At 38.9% G+C, this 24114-nt stretch carries 22 protein-coding genes; all 22 read right to left on the bottom strand.

Annotation, left to right across the window (positions count from 1 at the left end; all coding sequences use genetic code 11):
- Window positions 1–60 precede the first annotated feature (60 nt).
- The 22 genes from DWV85_RS08360 to DWV85_RS08255 all read right to left on the bottom strand — a co-directional run bounded on the left by DWV85_RS08360 (window position 61) and on the right by DWV85_RS08255 (window position 24113).
- Window positions 61–3108 (bottom strand): ATPase, encoded by a 3048-nt coding sequence (locus DWV85_RS08360; protein WP_123138507.1) that lies wholly within the window; start codon window positions 3106–3108, stop codon window positions 61–63.
- Between the two features lie 12 nt (window positions 3109–3120).
- Window positions 3121–4068: a DNA-binding protein WhiA gene (whiA, locus tag DWV85_RS08355; protein WP_123138506.1), complete on the bottom strand. Its 948-nt coding sequence runs from the start codon at window positions 4066–4068 to the stop codon at window positions 3121–3123.
- 15 nt (window positions 4069–4083) lie between these two features.
- Entirely contained in the window at window positions 4084–5433 is a 1350-nt protein-coding gene (locus DWV85_RS08350; RefSeq protein WP_123138505.1) for a gluconeogenesis factor YvcK family protein, read from the bottom strand.
- A 12-nt stretch (window positions 5434–5445) separates the two neighbouring features.
- A complete protein-coding gene (gene rapZ / locus DWV85_RS08345; RefSeq protein ID WP_004695526.1) occupies window positions 5446–6360 on the bottom strand; it encodes an RNase adapter RapZ in 915 nt (304 codons plus the stop codon).
- A gap of 12 nt (window positions 6361–6372) precedes the next feature.
- Window positions 6373–7185 carry a Cof-type HAD-IIB family hydrolase gene (locus tag DWV85_RS08340; RefSeq protein WP_004698428.1) on the bottom strand — a complete coding sequence of 271 codons (813 nt, stop codon included), beginning with the start codon at window positions 7183–7185 and terminating at the stop codon, window positions 6373–6375.
- 286 nt (window positions 7186–7471) lie between these two features.
- Window positions 7472–8713: a putative porin gene (locus DWV85_RS08335; protein WP_004698453.1), complete on the bottom strand. Its 1242-nt coding sequence runs from the start codon at window positions 8711–8713 to the stop codon at window positions 7472–7474.
- 609 nt (window positions 8714–9322) lie between these two features.
- Entirely contained in the window at window positions 9323–10585 is a 1263-nt protein-coding gene (locus tag DWV85_RS08330) for an S-layer homology domain-containing protein (RefSeq protein ID WP_004695518.1), read from the bottom strand.
- A gap of 577 nt (window positions 10586–11162) precedes the next feature.
- The gene (lepB, locus tag DWV85_RS08325; RefSeq protein ID WP_004695516.1) at window positions 11163–11747 is read right to left on the bottom strand and encodes a signal peptidase I; all 585 of its coding nucleotides are present in this window, start codon (window positions 11745–11747) and stop codon (window positions 11163–11165) included.
- Between the two features lie 9 nt (window positions 11748–11756).
- Window positions 11757–12626 carry a YitT family protein gene (locus DWV85_RS08320; protein WP_039965494.1) on the bottom strand — a complete coding sequence of 290 codons (870 nt, stop codon included), beginning with the start codon at window positions 12624–12626 and terminating at the stop codon, window positions 11757–11759.
- Complete coding sequence (locus DWV85_RS08315; RefSeq protein WP_008603431.1) at window positions 12616–13143, bottom strand: hypothetical protein; 528 nt, start codon at window positions 13141–13143, stop codon at window positions 12616–12618. The genes DWV85_RS08320 and DWV85_RS08315 overlap by 11 nt, the downstream gene beginning before the upstream one ends.
- Before the next feature lie 117 nt (window positions 13144–13260).
- The gene (locus tag DWV85_RS08310) at window positions 13261–14475 is read right to left on the bottom strand and encodes a DUF3084 domain-containing protein (RefSeq protein ID WP_039965495.1); all 1215 of its coding nucleotides are present in this window, start codon (window positions 14473–14475) and stop codon (window positions 13261–13263) included.
- Between the two features lie 33 nt (window positions 14476–14508).
- The gene (locus DWV85_RS08305; RefSeq protein ID WP_008603435.1) at window positions 14509–15600 is read right to left on the bottom strand and encodes an LptF/LptG family permease; all 1092 of its coding nucleotides are present in this window, start codon (window positions 15598–15600) and stop codon (window positions 14509–14511) included.
- A gap of 8 nt (window positions 15601–15608) precedes the next feature.
- The gene (lptB, locus tag DWV85_RS08300) at window positions 15609–16328 is read right to left on the bottom strand and encodes an LPS export ABC transporter ATP-binding protein (RefSeq protein ID WP_008603437.1); all 720 of its coding nucleotides are present in this window, start codon (window positions 16326–16328) and stop codon (window positions 15609–15611) included.
- 9 nt (window positions 16329–16337) lie between these two features.
- On the bottom strand, window positions 16338–17060 hold the full coding sequence (locus DWV85_RS08295) for an LptA/OstA family protein (RefSeq protein ID WP_008603439.1): 723 nt from the start codon (window positions 17058–17060) through the stop codon (window positions 16338–16340).
- Window positions 17061–17072: 12 nt separating this feature from the next.
- Window positions 17073–17609, bottom strand: a complete 537-nt coding sequence (lptC, locus tag DWV85_RS08290) for an LPS export ABC transporter periplasmic protein LptC (RefSeq protein ID WP_004698432.1) — start codon at window positions 17607–17609, stop codon at window positions 17073–17075.
- Complete coding sequence (locus tag DWV85_RS08285) at window positions 17596–18528, bottom strand: lysophospholipid acyltransferase family protein (protein ID WP_004698446.1); 933 nt, start codon at window positions 18526–18528, stop codon at window positions 17596–17598. Before DWV85_RS08285 ends, lptC begins: the two co-directional genes overlap by 14 nt.
- Before the next feature lie 14 nt (window positions 18529–18542).
- Window positions 18543–19064 carry an HAD-IIIA family hydrolase gene (locus tag DWV85_RS08280; protein ID WP_008603441.1) on the bottom strand — a complete coding sequence of 174 codons (522 nt, stop codon included), beginning with the start codon at window positions 19062–19064 and terminating at the stop codon, window positions 18543–18545.
- Complete coding sequence (locus DWV85_RS08275; protein ID WP_004695498.1) at window positions 19064–20035, bottom strand: KpsF/GutQ family sugar-phosphate isomerase; 972 nt, start codon at window positions 20033–20035, stop codon at window positions 19064–19066. Before DWV85_RS08275 ends, DWV85_RS08280 begins: the two co-directional genes overlap by 1 nt.
- A gap of 11 nt (window positions 20036–20046) precedes the next feature.
- Entirely contained in the window at window positions 20047–20865 is an 819-nt protein-coding gene (gene kdsA, locus DWV85_RS08270; protein WP_004695496.1) for a 3-deoxy-8-phosphooctulonate synthase, read from the bottom strand.
- Window positions 20866–21597, bottom strand: coding sequence for a 3-deoxy-manno-octulosonate cytidylyltransferase (gene kdsB, locus DWV85_RS08265; RefSeq protein ID WP_004695494.1), 732 nt, complete (start codon window positions 21595–21597; stop codon window positions 20866–20868).
- A 44-nt stretch (window positions 21598–21641) separates the two neighbouring features.
- Window positions 21642–22754: a tetraacyldisaccharide 4'-kinase gene (gene lpxK / locus DWV85_RS08260; RefSeq protein ID WP_077708249.1), complete on the bottom strand. Its 1113-nt coding sequence runs from the start codon at window positions 22752–22754 to the stop codon at window positions 21642–21644.
- Between the two features lie 54 nt (window positions 22755–22808).
- The gene (locus DWV85_RS08255; protein WP_004695490.1) at window positions 22809–24113 is read right to left on the bottom strand and encodes a 3-deoxy-D-manno-octulosonic acid transferase; all 1305 of its coding nucleotides are present in this window, start codon (window positions 24111–24113) and stop codon (window positions 22809–22811) included.
- Window position 24114 lies beyond the last annotated feature (1 nt).

Raw genomic sequence — 24114 nt, 5'->3', positions numbered from 1 at the left:
ATTAATCCACTTCTATATCTTAAACTTTAATCTAAAATTTCTTTTTAGAAATTAAGGGTCTTAACCTAATGGATATAATCTTGGTGGGTTTTCTTCATCATTTTGCTGTTCATTTTGTGGAGTATATGGCATTTGATCTTGTTGCGGCTCATTCGCTACAGGATTTATCTGCACATATTGCTGATTTGGCGACAATTGAGGTTGACGTTGCTCACGACGACGTGTATTTTGAGATGCAGTCGGTCTAGGTTTTGTCAACTCATCAATGGATACAGCATTTGGAATAGTTACATTTGATGTATCCCCATGAATATCATCAAGTTCACTGAAGGAAGGAGTCCTCTTAGATGCTTGAGCAGCCTTACGTTCGGCTTCAAGTTGTTGACGGGCAAGTTCTGCACGACGACGAGCGCTCTCTTGTTGATCTCGAACACGTTGAATCGCTTCAGCACGCTCTTTTGCTTTACGCTCTATTTCAGCTTGAGCCAACGCTTGTTGACGGGCAGCTTCAGCTTTACGTTCTGCCTCTAGTTGCGCTTTATATCGTTCCTCAGCAAGGCGTCGTGCCTCGGCTGCTTGACGTTCTGCTTCAGCTCGTTCTGCAGCAAGTCGCTCTTGCTCTGCCTTACGAGCTTCCGCCGCTATGCGAGCCGCCTCTGCTTTACGAGCCTCTTCGGCACGTCTTGCTTCTTCTATGCGACGAGCTTCTTCGGCTCTACGCACTTCTTCGGCACGTTTAGCCTCTGCAGCAATGCGAGCTTCTTCAGCACGGCGCGCTGCTTCGAGTCGTTCCTGTTCAGCTCTACGTTGTGCCTCAAGTCTAGCTGCTTCTGCTTTCCGAGCTTCTTCTGCTCTACGTGCTTCTGCTTCTAAACGAGCTTGTTCAGCTTTACGCGCCGCTTCAATTCTCGCAGCTTCAGCTTTGCGTGCTTCCTCTGCTCGTTTTGCTTCTGCTGCTACGCGAGCGGCCTCAGCTTTACGTTCCGCTTCAATTCGAGCTTCTTCTACTCTACGCGCTTCCTCCGCACGACGAGCCTCTTCTGCTTTTCTTGCTGCTTCCATTTGTTGTGCTTCCAAAGCAGCCTTAGCCTCTGCCGCTCTACGAGCATCTTCTTGACGCTTCGCTTCAAGAGCGGCTTGCTCAGCAGCACGTTGTGCTTCTAAAGCAGCTTTCGCTTCTGCTGCTTTACGAGCTTCTTCGGCACGTCTTGCTTCCAATGCTTCCTGCTCGGCTTTACGTTGTGCTTCTAAACGAGCTCTAGCCTCAGCAGCCAAGCGTTCCTCTTCGGCCTTTTTGGCCTCTAAAGCAGCTTTTTCTGCTGCTCTTTGCGCTTCAAAGCGTGCCTTAGCTTCGGCCGCTTTTCTTTCTTCCTCCGCTTTGCGTGCGGCCTCAATACGAGCAGCTTCAATTCTACGTTCTTCTTCAAGACGTTTTGCTTCCGCTGCTAGTCGAGCTTCTTCTGCTTTACGAGCCGCCTCTAGCCGATCTGCTTCCGCTTTTCTCGCTGCCTCGATACGTGCCATTTCAGCTTTACGAGCCGCTTCCGCCTTGCGAGCTTCATCTGCTTTACGCTCTGCTTCGGCTTTTTCAGCCATCTTGCGCTCAATTTCAGCATGCTTGGCTTCTGCAGCCTTTCGCAACATTTCGGCTTTTTCTGCAGCTAGTCGAGCCTCTTCAGCTTTTTTACGAGCTAATGCTTCTTTCTCATCTTTTGCCTTTTTAAGTTGTGCTTCTTTTTTTACATCTGCTACAGCTTTATCGCTTAACTTTTTAGTTTCTTCATGAGCAATTATTTCTGCCCGTTTAGCTGGACTTTCAACAGTAGATTTTTTAGTATCTACGGACCCTTTATCTCCATCTTTACCACCTACAGGTCCTACAGGTATTTGTGTTCCCCCTTGAGTTGGGTTCCCTAAAATATCTTTAACATCTTTTGGTACATTAACAGCAATAGTTTGATGTTTTTGTGGATTTGCAAGAGATTCAGGAATCAACAAGAAACGAATTGGCAAATTCGATGCACCGGCTGGCATAAAGTTTAATGTTAATAAATCGCCCGCATTATAGTTCCCTAAAAGACGGCTATCTAATATAGTACCTTCCCCTAATGCGGAAATACCATCTGCACCACCAATGTGGTAAGTCCGTGTATCTGTCTGCCCCCTTCTAGCACCTTGTTGATGCAATGTTTTTACCGTAAAGGAACCAGAATAAGGTCCCCCAAGAGGATTAAAATACAGTCTAAACGGTTCATTCCCCTTTGTAGGAATTTTTAACGTATACGATACGCCATAGTTACCACGATCTCGAACAAATGCTTTATTTTGCATTTCGTCTACACCATTAATAAACGTATCTTCTCGGTCATTACCAATTTCTACAAAGGCACCACCTAAAGAGGTATCGAATGGTGTAGTAACCTCCATATTACGCTTAGCACCAGTATAAGTACCGCGTAATTGTATTTCATCAATAGGAAGGTTTTTCACCCAATGTGATGCATCTACAGGGTCCATCCCCATAGGCAACATCATGACACGCGCAAATATAGGCCCTTCTGTTTTAATATCTACAATACCCGTAAATAATGCATCTCGATTTACCGGTGTATTTTCTAAGTCACTAAAGATTAATTGGCGCCCTTGTGGTGGGATGCTAAGAGTATATAATGGTCTTGCATCTGGGCTTTCATTAAGAGGTTGCTCCAAATCCTTTCGAGACAAATCACGACCTGCTGCAAAATAATCAGGTGTAGCTACAGATTTTAATTGTCTCATGACATGTACTGAAGTTGGATAAGCCGTTTGGTTTTCTAAGACGATAGCAATCTTGTGAGGTAAATCCATTTCATTTACATGATAGAAATAGATACGACCATTGCCATTAATTGTACCTGCACTTAACGTACCTCCTACAGGTCCTACATATTCAGGACTATCCGATAGGAGCAATGTATCCGTTTGAGACACCAACGATGGTGGCAACGGAGAAAACTGAAAATATCCAATTGATTGTAAATCTATATCACGAGCTTCTACATGGCCTGTAAGGGCAGCCATGGCAGCCATAGCCGCAGCTACACAATATCTTGATTTATAGGAAAACATATATTATTACCTCTATACTTCTTCGAGCCCCAACGGGTCATACGTAAGTGCTAATGCTTCAATCTTCTTTAGTCGATGGCCAATTCCAGATTTAGATAGTTCCCCCTCCATCAACTCTTCAAGCTCTTTTAAACTCGCTTCAGGATTCTCCCACCGAAGTCTTGCAACGACGCGCAACTTTTCAGGTAATTCTTCAATACCGATTTCTCTATCAATAATACGGATTGCTTTTACCTGACGAACTGCTGCATCCACAACCTTCTGTAAATTTGCCGTCTCACAGTTGACTTGACGATTAATTTGATTCCGTACGGTTTTCATAATCCGCACGTTTTCAAATTCCATAAGCGCCGATTGAGCACCCATGATTTGCAAACAATTTGTTACTGCATCCCCTTCTTTAAGATATACTACATACTCGTCCTTCCGCTCCGTTAGACCAGCGTGAATGTGAAAGAGTCGTAATACATGAATAATTTCCCTCGCAAAAGTCTCATTCCCCGTCATAAACTCAAGATGGTAATCACTTTGTGGTTTATTAACAGAGCCTCCCCCTAAAAAAGCTCCCCTTAAAAAGGCACGTCGTGCTTCCATTGATTTGAGCCAACTGCGAGGGATTTGTTCGGTTACAGGCCATAAAGCGAGATCCTCTAAAGCCTGTCTCCCCTCTGTAGAAGGTTCCACAGAGAGCGTATACATATTTTTTTTACGCAGGTTTAAACCTTGTCGTACTAATACATTTGTAGGTAATTCGTATTGCTTTTTCAAAATACCAAGCAACCGACGAGCTACTGCATTATTAGCCGTAGCCAAACGAATGCCAACGGCACCTTTCATCCCCAAAATGATAGATCCGCTCATACGCAATAAGCAAGACGCTTCAATTTTCATGGCCACATCCGCATCACTAGAGGCTTCATATTGGCATAATTCATTTTTTACATCTTCTGCAAATGACATGGACATCCCTTCTCATTAATGATCATCTCGTTGAAGATAATATTCTAAGATATGCGGTTCAGTGTTAGATTGCATAGCATGAATGATATCCATAATAACTTTACCTAACCGTTCAGGTTCGTGAACAGCTGGTTTTTGAGGATTAATTAAGGTAGCTCGTATAGTGCGGATTCCTTTGTCTTGTAACTTTTTAGTATCTAATACCAATGGTTCAGATCCTACAGCACTATATTGTTCAACCATTTGAATTGGCAACGGCCCATCATTGGCAAGAACAGTATCTATAATTCCTTCTCCGCCATGAGCAATTAAAGCCTCTACATGGTCATTTAATGTGTAGCCTGTGGTTTCACCCGGTTGTGTCATAACATTAGCAATATAGATTTTATTAGCCTTACTGGCACGTACATGAGAGGCCAATTTATCAGTTAGTAAATTTGGGATAATGCTAGTATATAAACTACCAGGACCTAAAATAATCACATCGGCTTCATCAATGGCACGTAATGCAGCCCCCTCTGGCTTAGGCAATGCTGGATCACTATAGATATGACGAATCCGTTTACCCGAGTGTGGTATATTACTTTCACCTTCTACAATAGTGCCATCTGTCATCTCTGCACGCAATTTAATGAACTCTGTAGAGGAAGGAATTACACGACCACGGACACGCAACAATTTACTAGCCGCTTCAAGAGCTTCTTCAATATCTCCATCGTAAACTTGAGCAAGCGCAGTGATAAAGAGATTACCAAAGCTGTGTCCAGAAAGCTCATTTTCCCCTTCGAAGCGGTAACGGAATAAGTTCTCCATTACCCCTTCTTGTTCAGCTAGTGATACTAAACAGTTTCTTAAATCACCAGGTGCTATCATTTGAAAATCTTCTCGCAAGCGGCCAGAAGAACCTCCATCATCAGCAACTGTTACAATCGCAGATAGGTTTGATGTATGTGATTTCAAACCACGCAATAAATTTGATAAGCCTGTACCCCCACCGATTACTACAATTTTAGGGCCCTTATCGAGTCGGATATTTTGAAAGATAATATCCGATACCTTGCTGTCAGGATTAGGTAGTACCGCACGAATAATCGTTTTTATAACTTTACTTGTACCGATGAGCATTAATACAGCGCCAATCGATAATACTACAGCCCCTACAGCAATGAGTACATTATAATTGTAAAAGCCCGTCATATTATAAGAAAAGGCAAGTACAATATCTTCAAGAACCGCAAGCCATTGATAGTTAAACATCAAGGAAATGCCAATAATTAAAAGGCCTACACCACAACTAAATAGGGCAAGCCAACGTTTTATATTTAGACCCGGAATTAGCCACCGGAACCATCCTTTTCGCAACATAATCCCCCCTACCTAGTTATCAAGTGTTATAATTTCATGAGGATTATAATCTTCTTCTACATTATTTTTCATCATATCTCTATGTTCAACAGTTACACGATATCCTTTTTCTAACAAGTGGGAGTATAGAGCCTCTGCCATAGCTACAGATCTATGCATACCACCTGTGCAACCTACTGCCACAATAAACTGAGATTTCCCTTCTTGTTCATAATTTGGTACAAGGAAGTCCATGGTATCAAAGTAACGTTTTTTAAATTCCTCGGTTACTTCAAAGGAATGGATATATTCATTCACTGCTTTCACACGACCTGTTTTATGACGAAACTCAGGAATATAAAATGGATTAGGTAGAAAACGAACATCCCATACCATATCTGCATCGAGAGGAATACCATACTTAAAACCAAAGCTCACTACAGTAATCGCCATACCATGAGCTTCATCAACTTGAGCAAAGCGCGTTTTTAAATACTCTTTCAAGCTAGCCGTCTTCATATTAGTGGTATCAATAATAAAATCTGCTTTATGGCGCACAGAGTTAAGAATTTGGCGTTCTTTTTTTAGCCCTGTTGTAATTAGCCCATTAGGAGCCAATGGATGACTCCGTCGACTTTCCTTATATCGACGAATCAAAGTCTCATCTGTAGCATCCATAAATACAATTTCAAAATCTACCTTCATATCTTTTAATGTATCTAAAGATGAAGAAAGAGCTTCAAAAAATTCGCCCCCCCGAATATCTACAACAAGAGCAACGCGATTAGTCCGTTCTCCACCTTGTCGGCAAATTTCACTTAATTTAGGAATCAGCACAGGGGGAATATTATCAATACATAAATACCCCATATCTTCTAAAGCTTGCAATACTTGAGTTTTGCCGGCACCTGACATACCTGTAACTATTAACAAACGAAATGCTTCCATAGTTTTACTCCATTATAAAAGATTATCTTTAATCCAATGGGCTACTCCATCGTCATTATGATGGCCACAAATTGTATGAGCCACAGATTTTACATGATCTGTAGCGTTTTCAACAGCTACAGAATAACCTGTTTTACGTAGCATAGAAATATCATTTTCTGCATTACCAAAAGAAACGATATGTTCTAAACTAATATGATTATCTAAAGCTAGTTGTGTCAAAGCACGCCCCTTTGACACATTAAGGGCAACGATTTCTAAAAAGTCTTTTTGGCTACGAACTAGATTAACCAAATCGCCCACTTCAGGAGTCAAAGTATCAATAATTTGATCAATCCCCTCTACTGTATCAATAGCGATTAGCTTATTTGGTTCAGACTCTAAAGTATATAACCCATCACCTAAAAACTCTGCTTTCGCTCCCGTTTGAACTTCATAGAGATCGGACTGCCATGTTTTATGATGACATAGCAAATGATCATCTATATAGGATTGTATATGCCAATCATATTGTTTTGCTAATTCATAAATACGCTGTACAGCCTCAACAGAAACGGTCTGCTCAAATAGTTTACACCCTGTTTCTAATTCTTGAATGAGTCCTCCAGAGAACAAAATCATGGGTACATTACCAAGCTTTAAAGCAGAACCAATAGGCTTTGCCGTTTGATACATCCGTCCCGTAGCAATGGTAACAACGATGCCCCTTTGCTGTAAACGATGTAACACATCTACTGTATAGTCAGATACAGTATTATCACTGCGTACCAAGGTTTCATCACAATCAATGGCAACCATTTTAATATGAGAAAAAGAAGGATTCATGTTTGCCTCCTTTATAAAAATTTTAAATACTCTTTATTATACCATTAATAGTGGCTATATAGATAGAAATTAGCGGTAAGAACTCTAATAATGATTAGAAAGTATAGTCATAAAACTTTCATTAAATGCAAAATCCTCTATTATCAATTAATTATTATTTCTTAATCAATTGTATAATATTAATAAAACACTATAATAAACACTTCATATAATTTTCATTTAACTTTATATTAAACACAAAAAAGAGACTCCCGAAGAAGTCTCTTTCATATAATTAACTATCAAATTAGAATTTGTAGTTAAGGTCTGCACGGTAAAAGTCACCTTTGTCAGTACCATCTTGAGTTTTCCAGTCGAAACCATAGTTAGCAGATAAACCAACGTTATTTTGCAATGCATAGTCAACGGAAGCCATCCAACCTTTAGCATCTGTAGTGTAGAATTGATTATAAGTAGTATCTACAATTGGTGCATTTTTCTTTTGGTTGAAGTATTGACCTTTTACGCCCCAAGTACCTGCTTTTTTGATGTCGTAGTTACCAAAGCCAAGACCTGCAGTCCAAGCTTGAGAGTCGTCTACATGGGAATCTTTCAACCATTCGCCACCAACCCAAACTTTGTCGAAGTTAGCATCAGCATTGAAGCCATAGATGTTTTTGTAACCATTATCAGTATCTTGATTTACACGGTCGTAGAAACCGCCTACCATAGTGTGTTTACCTACTTTACCAGTTAAACCAATATATGTGTTAGTTACATTTTGATCTTTTGTTAATTCGTTACCATTGGTATTATTGGCAACAATTCTACCATTATCACCGGATACCATGTAACCGTATGCAGCTTGTACATTAATTTTATCGTTGCCAACATTCAATTGAGCACCGTCGAATGTGCCGTCGAACATCAAGCCGCCACCGAAGGATTGACCGAAACGACCAGCTTTAGCGGATACGCGTTCGCCGAATTTATGGTTTACATAAGCGCGGTCAATTGTAGCATCTGCTTTATCTTCATTTTCAGAATTGCCTAATTCGAAGTTACCAGAAGTCAAACGAACTACAGCGTCTGTACGATCGTTTACTTTTGCGTTGAATTGTACACGTGCACGAGCGTCAAATTTGGATTTAGCATGTTCAGCATCTTTGTAACGAAGACGAGCATCACCAGTAACTTTTACATTACCAACGCGGTCTTCCAAGCGAGCTACACGAACGCCCAAGTTGTTCAATTCGTTGGAGAATTCATCAGCCAAACGGTTGATCATAGCTTGTTGTTCAGCGTTAGCGCGGTCTTGATTAGCCATAGCTTTAGCTACCATTTGAGCCATTTCGTAACGAGTGATGTTATTTTGGCCTTTGAAAGTACCATCTGGGTAACCATTGATAACACCAGCGTTAGCCAATTGAGAAACTGCTTGGTATGCCCAAGAATCTGGAGTTACGTCGGAGAATGGGTTAGCTGCGAATGCAGTAGTTACACCCAATACTGCTGTTGCTGCAAAGATTGCTGCGAATTGTTTTTTCATAGTTAAATTCCTTCTTTCTGAAAAAAATAGAAAATAAAATGTTACAAGTCATAACATTCACATTCTACTCAGTTCTTCAGATTAAGAATCTTTGGGAGTGTCCACGTTTCCTCGCCACATTCTACATCGAAGTTCTTCATTTCATGTGTTTGCTACTTCTCGTACGGTGATATTAGCACAACCACTTTTTCGTGTAAACCCTTTTTTCTCAATTGTGTTCTCATTATCTTGTTTTTATAACTTAAAATGCTTGCTAAGTTAGATTTTATCTAGTTTTATAGGATATAATTTTTTTCATAAAAAAATTTAATTTTATATCCTTTTCTATTAATTGAGAATTTTTATTATATTTTTCATTAAGTTAAACTTATTAATATATATATAATTAATAAGAAATTTATCTTTCTATACAGAAAGATTTTATAAATATATCCTACAATATAAGGGATATAATTCTTGATAACCACTAAATTATTCGATTACTTTTAATATTATGTATTTATAAAACATTTTACTATATATATATACTATTATATATAAAATAATTCATAATACTTTTATGCAACAAAAAAAGACTTCCGAAGAAGTCTTTTTTTGTTTGTGAGGGAATTAGAATTTGTAATTTAATTCTGCACGATAGAAATCGGAAAGATCATTACCGCTTTGGTCTTTAGAGTTGAAGCCATAACCTGCGGATAAACCTACGTTATCTTGTACTGCGTAGTCTACGCTAGCCATGTAACCTTTGTAACCATTAGATGTATTTGTTAAATCATATGCTTGATCCCAAGTGGAACTTACGATTGGTGCATTAGCTTTTTGGTTGAAGTATTGACCTTTCACATCCCATGTACCTTTTTTAGCGATGTCGTAGTTACCATAGCCAAGACCTGCTGTCCAAGCTTGAGAATTATCTACGTTGGAAGCTTTCAACCATTCACCGCCAGCCCACAATTTATTTTTACGGAAGTCCGCATTGAAACCGTAAACATCTTGTTTATCGGAATTAACTGTTACACCATTATGGTTCAAGTTGCCGCTAGATAATCTGGAGTAGAAACCACCAACGGAGGATTCTTTACCAACTTTACCTTTTAAGCCTACATAGGATACAGATGGGTTATCAGATTTGGAGTTGCCATCAGCAGCACCATCAATCATATAACCATACGCACCTTGTACTTGAACTTTATCATTACCTACGTTCAATTGTGCACCATCAAATGTATCATCGTACATCAAACCGCCACCAATTGTTTGTTGGAAACGACCAGCTTTAGCAGATACGTTGCTACCAAATTTGTGATCTACGTAAGCACGATCGATTGTTGCTTGAGAACCTTTAGTAGAGTCACCAAATTCGTAATTACCTTTTACACGAACAACTGCTTGTGTTTTATCATTTACATTAGCATTGAATTGTACACGTGCACGGCCGTCAGTTAAAGATTTACTATTAGCTTTGTAAACACCTTTGTCTTCAGAACCTTGATAACGGATACGAGCATCACCAGTTACCTTTACATTACCTACACGGTCTTCTAAGCGAGATACTCGAACTCCGAGGTTGTTCAACTCGTTAGAGAACTCATCTGCCAAGCGGTTAATCATAGCTTGTTGTTCAGCGTTAGCACGATCTTGGTTAGCCATAGCTTTAGCTACCATTTGAGCCATTTCATAACGAGTGATATTGTTTTGGCCTTTGAAAGTGCCATCTGGATAACCATTAACGATACCAGCTTGTGCTAATTGGGATACTGCTTGGTATGCCCAACTATCTGGAGTTACATCGGAGAATGGATTTGCAGCAAATGCTGTTGTTACACCTAACACTGCTGTTGCTGCTAACATTGTTGCGAATTGTTTTTTCATAATGAATTCCTTCTTTCTTATAAATAAGAATTTATATTTGCAGAAGACATTCACTACATAAGTAGTATCACTATGAAAGATGTATTAGGAGTGTCCATGTTTCCTCAACTAAATTATCTATCTTAGCTCCACTTCTTTGTAGCGTAGCCTTTCTGTTGATGTGAATATACCACCACCCCAAAACTTTGTAAAGCATTTTACACAACTAAATTTTATGAAATTTCTTTCATGAATAAAAATTATATCAAAAACATAGATTATTACTGCATTTTTAAAAATTTAATTTTACAAAATTTCATTTTATAGTCTAAAAAAATAGATAATTTTATTATCTACAGCCACAATTTTAATAATTATTACTTATTAAATTTAGCTACACTTATAATTTATATTAATTCATTTGTTTGAATTGTTTATTTTCTATAAGCTTGATAAGTGATATATTTAGATTCGACCTAGCCGTCTTGCTAAATTTTATTTAGTATACATTTCACAAGATACAACATAACTTAATCCTTCTTAACTTATAAAAAACCTATCTACGATGAAATTTATCGTAGATAGGCTTTCACGATTATTAAATTGCGTAAGAAACAAATCCTAGAATATGATCAACAGGAACTGGGCCGATAAAACGACTATCACTAGAATGATTGCGATTATCCCCCATCACAAATACATGACCTTCAGGAACTGTTACAGGTGTAGACCGAGTATAATTCATTTTTGTATCTTTTGTATATGGTTCTTGTAATTTTTCTCCATTACGCCATACATAACCATCTTTAAACTCTAGTACATCACCAGGTCTACCTATTACACGTTTTACCCATACATCATTTGTTTGAGCGGATTTATTAAAAACAGATGCATAGTTCATCAGTGGTTCTTTTACATCATCCACCCATGTACGAACACGATTAACACGACTATCAATAATAACGATTTGTCCATATTCGGGCATATCATTCATAATATGATGCCATTTGGTAACAATCAAATATTGTCCATTGTGTAATGTATCATCCATTGATTCCCCAGACACTCTAGTAGGTTGAATCAAGAAAATATGAATTACCATAGCAATGATTAATGCCAATGCAATAGCATAAATCCAATCTAATATTTCTTTTACTATTGTATTACCTAACTTATTACTCATAGTTTCCTCTTAATGACCACCTTTCGTAAATCTCCCACCAAAGACATCATGTACGTCTTGGATCGTAATAAATGCTGTAGGATCTACTTCATAAACGGTATCCTTTAATCTTGTAATTTCTAGCCGCGTTACTACAGAATATAATACATGTTTCGGTTGTTTTAAATACCCGCCTTCTCCGTACATAATAGTAACACCACGATTAAGATTAGCATTTAATGCATCAGCAATAATCTTGGAATTATCTGCATCGGTAATAATCATAACCCCTTTAGATTCTTCAAGTCCAGTAATGGTCACATCAATCATCTTATAAGCAATAAAATAAGCAATTAAGGAATACATGGCACTATTCCAACTATATACAAAGCCCGCTGCTCCAAGAATAACTAAATTCATGGCCATTACAATTTCGCCTACAGAAAAGGTGGACCGTTTATCAAAGATAATAGCTACGATTTCAGATCCATCTAATGAGCCACCATTACGAATAATAAGCCCTACTCCAATACCTAAGATTATACCACCAAAGATTGCCCCTAAAAATGGGTCAGTTGTAATAGGTGTAAAGCGGTGTGCAATGGTAGAAAATATTGCCATCCATATAATAGAGAACAAAGTAGACAAGGTAAATCCTTTACCAATTACTTTATAGCCTAAATATAAAAAGGGTAAGTTGAAAAGTACTACGAAAATACTAAAGGAAATACCTGATAGTTCCGCAGCCATCAAAGAGATACCAACTATACCGCCGTCGATGATGCTATTTGGTACTAAAAACAAATCTAAGCCCACCGTATATATTAGGGCGCCTAGAATCATCATTACACAGCGCATAATAAGATTTGACCAGTTACGCGTTGAAGTTTCACTTGTCATGATTATCTCCTTTTCCGTATAACTGCTCCATAGCATGTAATCTTTTCTCTTCTAACTCACTTGAACTCATAGTTTCTTCTTTGATTGCCGCTTCGTTCTGAGCTAACTGCTTCGTATAGCGCAATCCAATAACGAGAGCCGTCAAATCATCTACAGGTTCTGGTGGAAATTGCATAGATGTAGGAATAATCTTGCGCCACCCTGTAGGAGGATTATATTGCCAATATAATTTACGGGCCTCCTCTGTACTATGAGATTCGTCGATTAAACTAGTTGTAATTTTATGATTACGTCCAATTTGTTGAAGCGAAGGATACAAATGTTTATGATTTGTACCATTTCCACAAACAATATGAACAATACCATAATATTCAGTTAAAATACGCTCAATATCTTTATTGAAAGTATTTGAAGAAATAATTTTACGGCATATCATCTCACCGGAAGGTGAGAGTATAGCTACGCCAGTTTTCTCATTTCCTGGATCCACTGCTAAAATATATGTATTTTCAGTCATTTGATTATCCCCTTTGTAAGTACAGTAGTTATATTTTAACATAAAAAGAAGGTCTTATGTTGAAAATTACATAAGACCTTCTTTTATAATGTATGAAAACAGCATACCTTCATTATATTAATTAGTTTGCATTTTTGCCTTATCATTGAAATCTGGCATTTGAGTAATACGCAACTTGAGGTGAACAGGACCAGATGAATATGTATCTCCATCAGTATAAGCTTCCACATGAACCTTGCCACGCATAGTACTTATTCTTTTAATAGCTGTAAACAAATCATCACCAGGTATCGTTCCAATATCACCTGATAAGGAATCAGGAATAATCCCCTTTGCCTTAGCACGCTCATTTACTTGTTTCAAGAATTGAAGCATAGACGATTGAGCATTAGTACCCCCATCAATTACCGTAGAGTGAATTACCTCTCCATTTTTATAGATAAACTGTTGTGGATATACTTGAATAACTGCAACTGCAGGTTCACCTGAAATAATATTTCCGGCTGCCACAACTTGAACCACCATAGGAGTCTTGGAATTGATTAGCTTTTGAGTAGCTACCTCAACATTTTGTCGATCTACATACACAACGGATTGACCATTATCTTCTATACCTAAGCGACGTAAAACAAGTTTATTTGTATCATCGATAATATGTTTAATAGCATTATTACTATCTTCTTCACTTAAACCAGGTCGTACAACAGCTTGTGCTAATAGCTGATCTACTTGGAAGAGAATGGTTCCTTCCCGTAAATGAATGATGCCATTCTGCAATTGTTCTTGTGTATTTTGTAGATTCTTAATATGCGCTTCCATCTTAGCACGTGTTGCTTCAAGCTCAGCTACCTTTTGAGACACCTCTGCATAAGAGGCTTGTAAAGATGCCAATTCGGCTTCTGTTGCGTCTTTAGCAGCTTGTGCACTCGCCAATTCAGCTTTTGTAGCCTCTACTTCACGGCGAATTTGTTCGATCTCAGCCATCCGTTCTTCAAGCTCTTGTTTATTTTGTTCTAACAAAGCCTGCCCACGAATCAGTTCTTGCGTCTTTGCAGCAACCTCATTATTCAGCTGCTTTATATCAGCTCGCAACTGATCCATACCGAACAATGCGGTTCGCACACTTTGAGACGTAAAGGTTAATACCCCAACTGTAGCTGCTGCAACCAAAAGGCCTGTCACAATAGTAACTATAATAGATGTGTGCTTAGGTCGTAATCCAAAGAGGGACATACGACGTTTACCAATTTTAGTGCCTAGCTTATCCCCCATGTAAGCAATGAGACCACCCATAAGAGCGATAATTATTAAGATTTTGACACCTACTAACATCATGTCCCTCCTTTCTCCTAAGAATACAATCTGTTATTTCGATACGCGCCAATTCAAATACAACCCTGCAATAATACCTAATGTATCCGGTATTAATGCAGCTAATACGGTTGGCAATGCTCCACCTTTCCCTAAGGCACCAGCAAAGGTCATCACCCCATAATAAATAAAGATGATAAGAATACTAATACCAAAGCCGATAGATGAACTAGAACGTTGTTTTTGAAGGCCTAAAGGTGCACCTACAAGAGCAAATACAAAACTTGCCAACGGAATTGTAAAACGTTGGTACATTTCCATTTCAAGTTTATTAGCATTAGTATAAGCAGCCTTATAAGCTCTGATTTGATGACGTAACTCCTTAATCGTTAATTCCTCAGGTTTACGTTGATCTTGTTGAATATCTTTTGGGGCAGACTTAATCGGCAAGGATTGCTCCTTAAATTTCATGGTACGTTCAACACCATTACCAGCTGATAGATCATAGATGATACCATTCTGCATCACCCAATATTGACCATTCCAGATAGCTGTATCAGCATTTTCAACTTGTTGTAACTTGCCGCCCTCCCCAAATTGTTGAACCGTAATCATGGACAACTGTTTGGTTTCAGCATCATAGCTCTTAGCATACAGCAATGTGCCTAGCTCGTCACCATTCATCGTTTTTAACACAATATGATTTTGTGTTTGAGGTGATGCATTTTTCATAATTTGTTCGCGCACAATCGTTTGATACATATGATTTGTACGAGGCACAACAAATTCATTAAATGCTACAGCCCCAATGGAAATGATGAGTGCAATGATATATACGGGCATGGCCAAGCGTAAAAAGCTTAGTCCACCAGCACGCATAACAACGATTTCACTAGTGCTACTCAAACGACTAAAGGTCATAAGAGAAGCCAATAAAACCGACATTGGGAATGTTAAGATAACAATACTTGGTAAAGCCAAGACAAATGCTTGCATGACAAGCAACAATGGCGCTCCATATTCAGTAATATATTGAGCAATCCTAAACAATGTGCCTGTACCAATAAAAATACTAGTAAAAGCAAAAACCCCAAATAGGAATGGGCCTACAAAAGCTTTTAAAATATATTTATCTAATAATCGCATAGCCCCTCCTATAATTTAAAGTTATCCCCTAAATAATGTTCACGAGCGATTGGATCATTCGCAATTTCATCAGGGGTACCCTCTAGGAGGATTTTACCATTACTCAAAATATAAGCCTTATCTACAATCCCCAATGTTTCGCGAACATTATGGTCTGTAATCAAGATACCAATACCGCGGTTCTTAACGTGTAAGATAATTTGCTGAATATCAGCAACCGCAATTGGATCGACACCTGCAAAAGGTTCATCAAGAAGGATGAAATTAGGTTCTAAGGCGAGGCAACGCGCAATTTCTACACGGCGTCGTTCACCACCAGATAATTGCATCCCCATACGGTCACGGACATGTCCAATATGAAATTCTTCAATCAATGATTCCACGATAGCTTCAATCTCATCAGGCTTTTTTGCCGTAGTCTGTAGCATGGCACGAATATTGTCCTCTACAGACATGGAACGAAAGATTGATGCCTCTTGCGGTAAGTATCCAATACCTTCAGCCGCCCGCTTATACATAGGAATATTTGTTATATCCTTGCCATCAACGGTAATGATACCAGAACTTGGTCTTTCAATGCCTACAATCATATAAAATGACGTAGTTTTACCGGCCCCATTAGGCCCTAATAGACCTACAACTTGGCCTTTATCAACGCGTAGACTTACACCATCTACCACATTGCGTCCGCTAAAGGTTTTAACTAAGTTTTTGGTTTCTATATACATATATTATCCTTATTTATTCGGAACAATGACGAGTGTACTACGTCCACCTAATGTTTCAGCAGAATCATCAGCTAAACGAATTTTCAGTTCCGGTGCATTCAGTACATTACCATTTTGAACGGCATGCGCAGAACCAGATAAGAGTACCACTCCATCATTTTGGTTTGGCGTTTGTGTATATGTAGCTCGGTCAGCAGAACCAGACACGTTTCGTTCGGGATTAGAGAAAGTAACATTACCTTGCGCTACAGCACGAACTTCCTTCATCCATCCTTCTACCTTATCACCGGTTAAGGTTGTCCCTTCAGCAATCAAACGGGCATTGCCTGTAACAAGACCGTATTCAGAGTCAGTATTATACTCAACACTGTCACCAAAGATTTGGCGATCAGCACGTTGTAAATGAACGCTACCATTAGCAGTGAATTTATTATTATTGTAACTGTGAACCGCTTGAGCAGACATGGCCATATCAGAACCAATCATAGATACACCACCATCAAGATTTGCTTCTTGAGTTTTTGTATTGTACCAACCCTTGGCACCAGTCATAGTTTTATCCGCTTGGGTAATAACAACATTACCTGTTGCATCTGCACGACCTGAATTGCCATCATAAGACAATGTATCAGCGCTGATAGTCAACGGATCATTTGCAGCCCAAACTGTAACAGATGCAGTCATGAGTACAGCTAATATAGCCATACCAATCTGTTTTTTCTTATTCATCATATTTCCTCTCAATTACTTCTTTGTTAATTTCGCATGTCCAATGGCTTTAATAATTTTTAAAGACATATTGCCCTCAAGCTTGTCCCCTGTGAGGGTTACATCCTTACTGTTATAAGTGAAAGCCGTTTTAGATGTCAATGTTTTCGTTTTGTTATCAAAATGAAGGGCCTCAGTTTTAAATTCTGCACCTTCCGTATTAGTAGCAGTAACGCCTTGATCAATATCAAGAGAATTTCGATCGCCCGTCAGGACAGCATGAGGCGCTGTAATCGTAGTAGTCACATCATCTTGATAGAACAGACCTTTCAAATTGGTCAGAACGATAGCTTTTGTACGCGGGTCATATTCAATCTTCTCAGCCGATAATGCCCATACTAGCTTGCCATCTTTTTCCTCTTGCAAGTCCGCACCTTGGAAATTAACGAGTTGTCCACTTTGATTTTGAGTGGAATTAGCCTCATTAGAGTCTTTCATAATAAATACAATAAGACCGATTAGAGCTAATACTATAGCGACCACAATGGCAATTAACTTTTTATTGTTTTTCATGCGCTCTCTCCCGTATAGCTATCTTCTTATCGTAATCAATAATTTGATCCATCTTAGTCATCCAACGGTGTTGGAACCAAAGCCACTCATCTGGATGTTCACGAATAAATTCTTCCGTAACACGTACACAGGCTTCAGTTAGACGATACATATCAACATCTTCATCGCCAGTTTCCTCATAATGTAATGCTGGCAAGATATGAACGATATGTCCTCCTTCAGGCTTACGAGATGCAAAAATAGGTACTACAGGAGAGCCAAATTTCTTTGCAAATGTTGCTGGTCCCATAACAGCTGATGAATCTTGTCCCAAAAACGGAACTGGTAAACCATTTATATATCCATCTTGGTCAGCTAAGAATCCAAGTAGTTTTTTCTTTTTTAAAGCCTTAGCAGCAGAAACGATTTCGTTGCCACCACTAGCAAATACGTCAAGCCCCACCATCTCACGATATTCATTCATAAGGCGTGTGAATTGAGCATTAGGTTGTTTCTTAACAATTGTAGTGGAAGGATATCCATGAGCTGCCATAGCAGCCCCCATCCATTCCCAGTTGCCTACATGGCCAGTAAGAACGATAACTCCCTTATCTTCAGCAATGGCCTTTTCTAAATGTTCAACACCACGCATCTCTATGTGTTTATTGATAAAGGATTTCGTCAGGTTTGGCATGTATAATACTTCCATAACACTTCGACCAAGATTCTTGAACAACTTATTAATTAATTGTTCCGCCTCTTGATCGTTCATATTCATACCAATTTTAATATTATTTATGCCTCTAAGCTTTTGCTTCTTCGCTATTAGCCCATATACAGGACCTAAACAAGCGCCTATGAGCAAAATGAGCTTGTATGGTAGTCGACAAACAAGCCAACTAATGCCTTTAACTAAATGGTATTGCCATTCGTTATTCATTCTGCCCACCTCCTTTATTGTCCATGAGCATGGGCCTCTTGCGCATAATCTGCAACAACAGAATCCCATAAACCTTGATTCTTCAAGATATATTCTACAGCCTCTCTAACAGCACCATGTCCACCATTGACGGTAGAAATAAATTTAGCTATTGATTTAACCTCTAATACCGCATTATTTGGTGCCATCGGCAAACCTACGAGTTGAAGAGCTCCTAAATCATTAAGATCATCCCCCATGTAAGCAATCGAGTCTAAGTCGATTTGATGTTTTTTACAAAGAGTTCTTAATGCTTCAGTTTTATTAGCATGCCCCATAAGAAGTTCATCAAAATGCAACTCCTTCGCACGGCGCTCTACCATCGGAGATACACGAGCCGTAATAATTGCTAGCTTTATCCCTGATTTACGAGCCGCAGTCAAGCCTAAACCATCTTTTACAGAAAAGGCTTTGAGCTCTTCTCCAGTCGATGTATAAATTAGAGTGCCATCTGATAAAACTCCATCAACATCGAGAACAATCCATTGAATATTCATTATACAATGCCTCTACGCAATAAATCGGTAATGTGAACAATGCCAAGACATACATTATTAGTATCAACCACAGGTAATACGGTGATAGGGCGAGGTTGATTTTTCTCCATCAAATGAAGCGCTTCTGCGGCCAATTTATCCTTTGTAATCGTACGCGGCATAGACGTCATCATATCCTCTACGGGCCATTCTAAAAAATTGCTGCCAGAATCAAGTCCACGTCGAACATCACCATCAGTCACTAGACCTAACAAATGTCCTTCTTCATCAATAACATTTGTAGCACCTAACCCTTTTTCTGTCATTACAAAAAGTGCATCACGAACGGTAGCCCCTTTAAATACTGTTGGATTATCCTCGCCACCATGCATGATATTTTCTACAGTCAACAATAATTTGCGACCTAAGGAACCACCTGGATGGAATACAGCAAAGTTTTCTGGAGTAAAATGATGGCGTTCCAATAAACATACTGCTAACGCATCACCTAGTGCTAGGGCAACAGTAGTACTTGTAGTAGGTGCTAAACCTAATGGGCAAGCTTCTCGTTCTACCTCTGCCAACAATACAATATCAGAATTTTTTGCTAATGTAGACTCTGGTTTCCCTACAACACAGATTAATTTAGCCCCTATGCGGCGCAGAGACGGCAAAATACTAATAATTTCTCCTGTTTCACCACTATTAGAAAAGGCTAACACTACATCATCTTCAGTAATCATACCAAGATCACCATGCACGCCTTCACCAGGATGCATAAAAAGTGCCGGTGTCCCTGTACTAGCCAAGGTAGCCGCAATTTTACGACCAATATGACCAGATTTTCCCATTCCTGTACATACTACACGGCCCTTACAAGCCAAAATCATATTTACAGCATTTACAAAATTGTGATCCAAACGAGAACTTAATTCTTCAATAGCACGAGCTTCCTCATGAAGCACCTGTGCCGCTTGTTCTAAAATAGTCACAAATACCGCCCCTAACCTTTTACGATTTTATCAATAGCTACTAAATCACGAAGCACATCTTCGAATTGATCTAAATACAACATATTAGGACCATCAGATAATGCTTCCTCAGGATTATCGTGCACTTCAAAGAATAGCCCATCTACACCACTAGCCACAGCCGCACGCGCCAAATTTGGTACAAATTCACGGTTACCACTAGATTTAGTCCCTGCACCACCTGGTAATTGAACGCTATGAGTAGCATCAAAGATTACTGGATAGTCGAAAGAACGCATAATTGGGAACGATCTCATGTCAACTACGAGATTATTATAACCAAAGCTAAAACCACGTTCGGTAAGCATAAGATTTTCATTACCTGTTTCTTTCATTTTATTAAGAACATTTTCCATGTCCTTAGGAGCCATGAATTGACCTTTTTTAACATTTACGCATTTACCAGTTTTAGCAGCGCCGTAAACAAGATCAGTTTGACGGCATAAAAAAGCTGGAATTTGTAGAATATCTAATACTTCAGCTGCAGGTTCAATTTGCTCGATAGAGTGAATGTCACTGACAACAGGTACATTGAGTTCCTTCTTAATAGAAGCAAGCATTTTTAACCCTTCCTCAAGACCTGGTCCACGGAAGGAGTTAAAGCTAGAGCGATTAGCTTTATCAAAGGAAGCTTTAAAGATATAAGGAACACCTAAACGTTCGCATATCTCTTTTGCTCGTTTACCGATAGCTAATGTGCGGTCATAGTCCTCAATAACACATGGACCTGCAAGGACAAATAAACCCTTGCCGCCACCCACAGTAATATCTTTAATTTGAACTGTTTTCATTTATTTCTCCTCTTGCTCGTAAATTGCATTAACACGAGCTAAGTCTTCAGGTGTATCAACACCGATAAATCGTTTATTTGTTAGAATAACACGAATTGTATAACCGTTTTCTAGAGCACGTAATTGTTCTAGAGATTCTGTTTGCTCCGCCGGAGTTGGCTCCATCTTAGCGTAGTTTAATAAGAACTCTCTACGATATGCATAGATGCCAATATGTTTTAGTGGCGGACGCACAAAGTCATGACGAGGATATGGGATTAAAGATCTAGAAAAATACATCGCATCATTACGATTATTTAAAATGACCTTTACCGCTGATGGCTCCTCGTACTCTTCCTCTAATAAAGGAGTAGCTACTGTGGCCATCTGCAAGTTTGGATCTTCCTCAAATAGACGTGCCAAGTCATCAATAAGATTTGGATCAATCATCGGTTCATCACCTTGGACATTGATAACAACATCTAAGTCTGTATAATGACTAGCAACCTCTGCTAATCGATCCGTTCCTGTAGGGTGATTAGGATCTGTCATCATAACAGTTCCCCCAAACTGTTGTACTGCAGAATATACGCGGTTATCATCAGTGGCTACAATTGTACATACTGTCTTTGTAGCTTGTGATACCCTTGCATAAACCCGTTCAATCATAGGTTTACCTGCAATATCAGCTAATGGTTTGCCTGGTAATCTTGTAGAACCATAACGCGCAGGAATAACACATCCAAACTTCACGATAAAACCCCATTTCTGTTATTCGTGTATCTTATTATTATACACTAAATCTCTAAATTTTCTATGAATTCTTGTTTTCCAGAAACAAATTCAATCCCTATAGATAGCACCAGAATCGGTATTTTTAAGTCTTCAATTGCATGCAACTGACTTAACTTAACTGCATCCTTTTCTGTAATACAAATAGCATCAGCTTGATGAGCAAATGCTTGTTTCCAAATCTCAACTACATCATCATTTGAAAAGTCATGATGATCTCCAAATGGCAAGGTATGAACAACGTTATACCCTACATCAGTTAACGTTTGTGTAAAGGATTGAGGGTTTCCGATTCCACTTACAGCCATAATGCGTTGTTCCTTGTAAGCATCTACAGAAGCCCCAACAAAACCATTAGCCCACTCATCTAAGGTGTACATAAATTGCGGTTTATGTGTTGTTTCATAGACAGGTATATTGGGAATCATCTGAGTTAATCGCTTTCGAATGCCGGATACAATACCTGGTGCTACTTGATCAACCTTAGTAAGAACGATAATATCCGCGCGCTGTAAACCACTAAGGGGTTCACGTAATAGTCCCCGTGGTAACACATGTTCATAGCCAAACGGATTGGATGCATCAATTAGTACAATATCAATATCTCTTGCTAGTGCACGATGTTGAAATCCATCATCCATAATAAGACAATCGGCACCTAGCTCATTAATAGCGATTTCTGCAGATTTGGAACGTTCACGTCCAATAATTACATTGGATTTTTGTAAAACCTTAGCCAGTAACCAAGCCTCATCACCACTGATAGATGGCTCTACAAGCATTGTTCCGTCTTTAGAAATAATAATATTTTTGTTATTATCTTCTGCACGGTACCCACGACTAAGAACAGTAGGATGAAGGCCTTTCTGAGTAAGCACATCACAAATAAATCGCACCATCGGTGTTTTTCCAGTACCACCAGCCGTAATGTTGCCAACGCTGATTACAGGCACTATAACTTTCGTAACGCCTTTACCCTCATCAAATCGAGCATTGCGTATTGATACAGCTTTCTCATAACCTTTACTCAAAAGGCCTAAACTGGAGCGAGCTATATCACCTAATACGGATTGATCTTCACCACTAACGATGGATTTGAATAATGCTTCCCCACTCATAGGTGACGCCTCCTATTATGTAATACAGTAAACTAATCTACAAATTTAGTCTTACTACGGAATAATTTGATGTTTCTCAAATAGCAAACGCAACTCTTGTGTATTACGTCGCGTAGCACCACGATTTTCTTTAATGATATCCAGGCAGTTTTGCCCCATCTTTTTAGCCAAGTCTCTATCATTACATAACCGCAAGACCATAGCGGTTAACTCTTTTCCATTCTTCACTTGCTCACAAGCATTTCGAGAGTTTAATAAGGCGAAAATTTCTTTAAAGTTAAACATATGAGGCCCAACCAAAATTGGCTTACCATGTGCAGCTGGTTCCAAAATATTATGGCCTCCAGTTTTAACAAGGGAACCACCAACAAAGATAATATCGCCTAAGCTATACAGTCGTCCAAGTTCACCAATGGTATCTAAAACAACAACGGGAATGCCTTCGTGAACAGGCTCCTTCATATCGCTACGACAAATAGCACTCAATTCATAACGCTTTGCAATATTTTGCACATCATGACCGCGATAAATCTCACGAGGTGCAATCAATAAACGAGCTTGTGGATACGCTTTCAATACTTGCTTGAAAGTTTCAAAAATAGCCTCTTCTTCACCTTTGTGAGTACTACCTGCAATAATGATAGGATGATTATTCCCAAAGCCAAATTCATCGAGAAGAGCTTGTTTTTCTTCATATGATACGGTGGCATATGTTTGATCGTATTTCATATTACCTGTTACGGTAATATCAGGTGTATGAGCACCTAAACTTTCAATATACGCCGCATCAAATTTGGACTGCATGCAGAAACGCTCAATAGAACGTAACATTTCACGCGTAAAAGCACTGATATACTTATAACGTTTCATACTGCGATCTGAAATGCGTCCATTAACCATCATAACTGGAATATTTTCCGATTCGGCGATACGCAAGAAATTTGGCCAGATTTCAGTTTCTACAAGTAAAATAGTAATCGGCTTAATAATATGTAAAATTTTACGAGTTAAATATGGTAAATCAAGGGGAAAGAAAATAATTCCTTCGGCTTCAGGAATGATACGATGAGCCATAGCATGACCAGTAGCAGTAACTACAGACACGACCACAACAGCTTCAGGAAACTCCTTTTTGACTTCTTTTACCAATGGACTGGTAGCCACAATTTCCCCTACAGAAGCGGCGTGAATCCAAATAGCACGACGCCCTTCAATTTTCTTTAATAGTGAAGCTGGCATATAGCCTGCACTCTGTTTGATACGCTCATAAAATCCATCTTCAAAGGCAAGTCGGTATAAAATAACCGGAATCAAGCCAATCCAATAGAATATGAGCAATACGTTATATATCCAGTACATG

It is taken from the genome of Veillonella sp. AF13-2 (genome assembly GCF_003603295.1).
Classification (GTDB): Bacteria; Bacillota; Negativicutes; order Veillonellales; family Veillonellaceae; genus Veillonella; species Veillonella parvula_E.
This window is presented reverse-complemented; position numbering and strand designations above follow the sequence as displayed.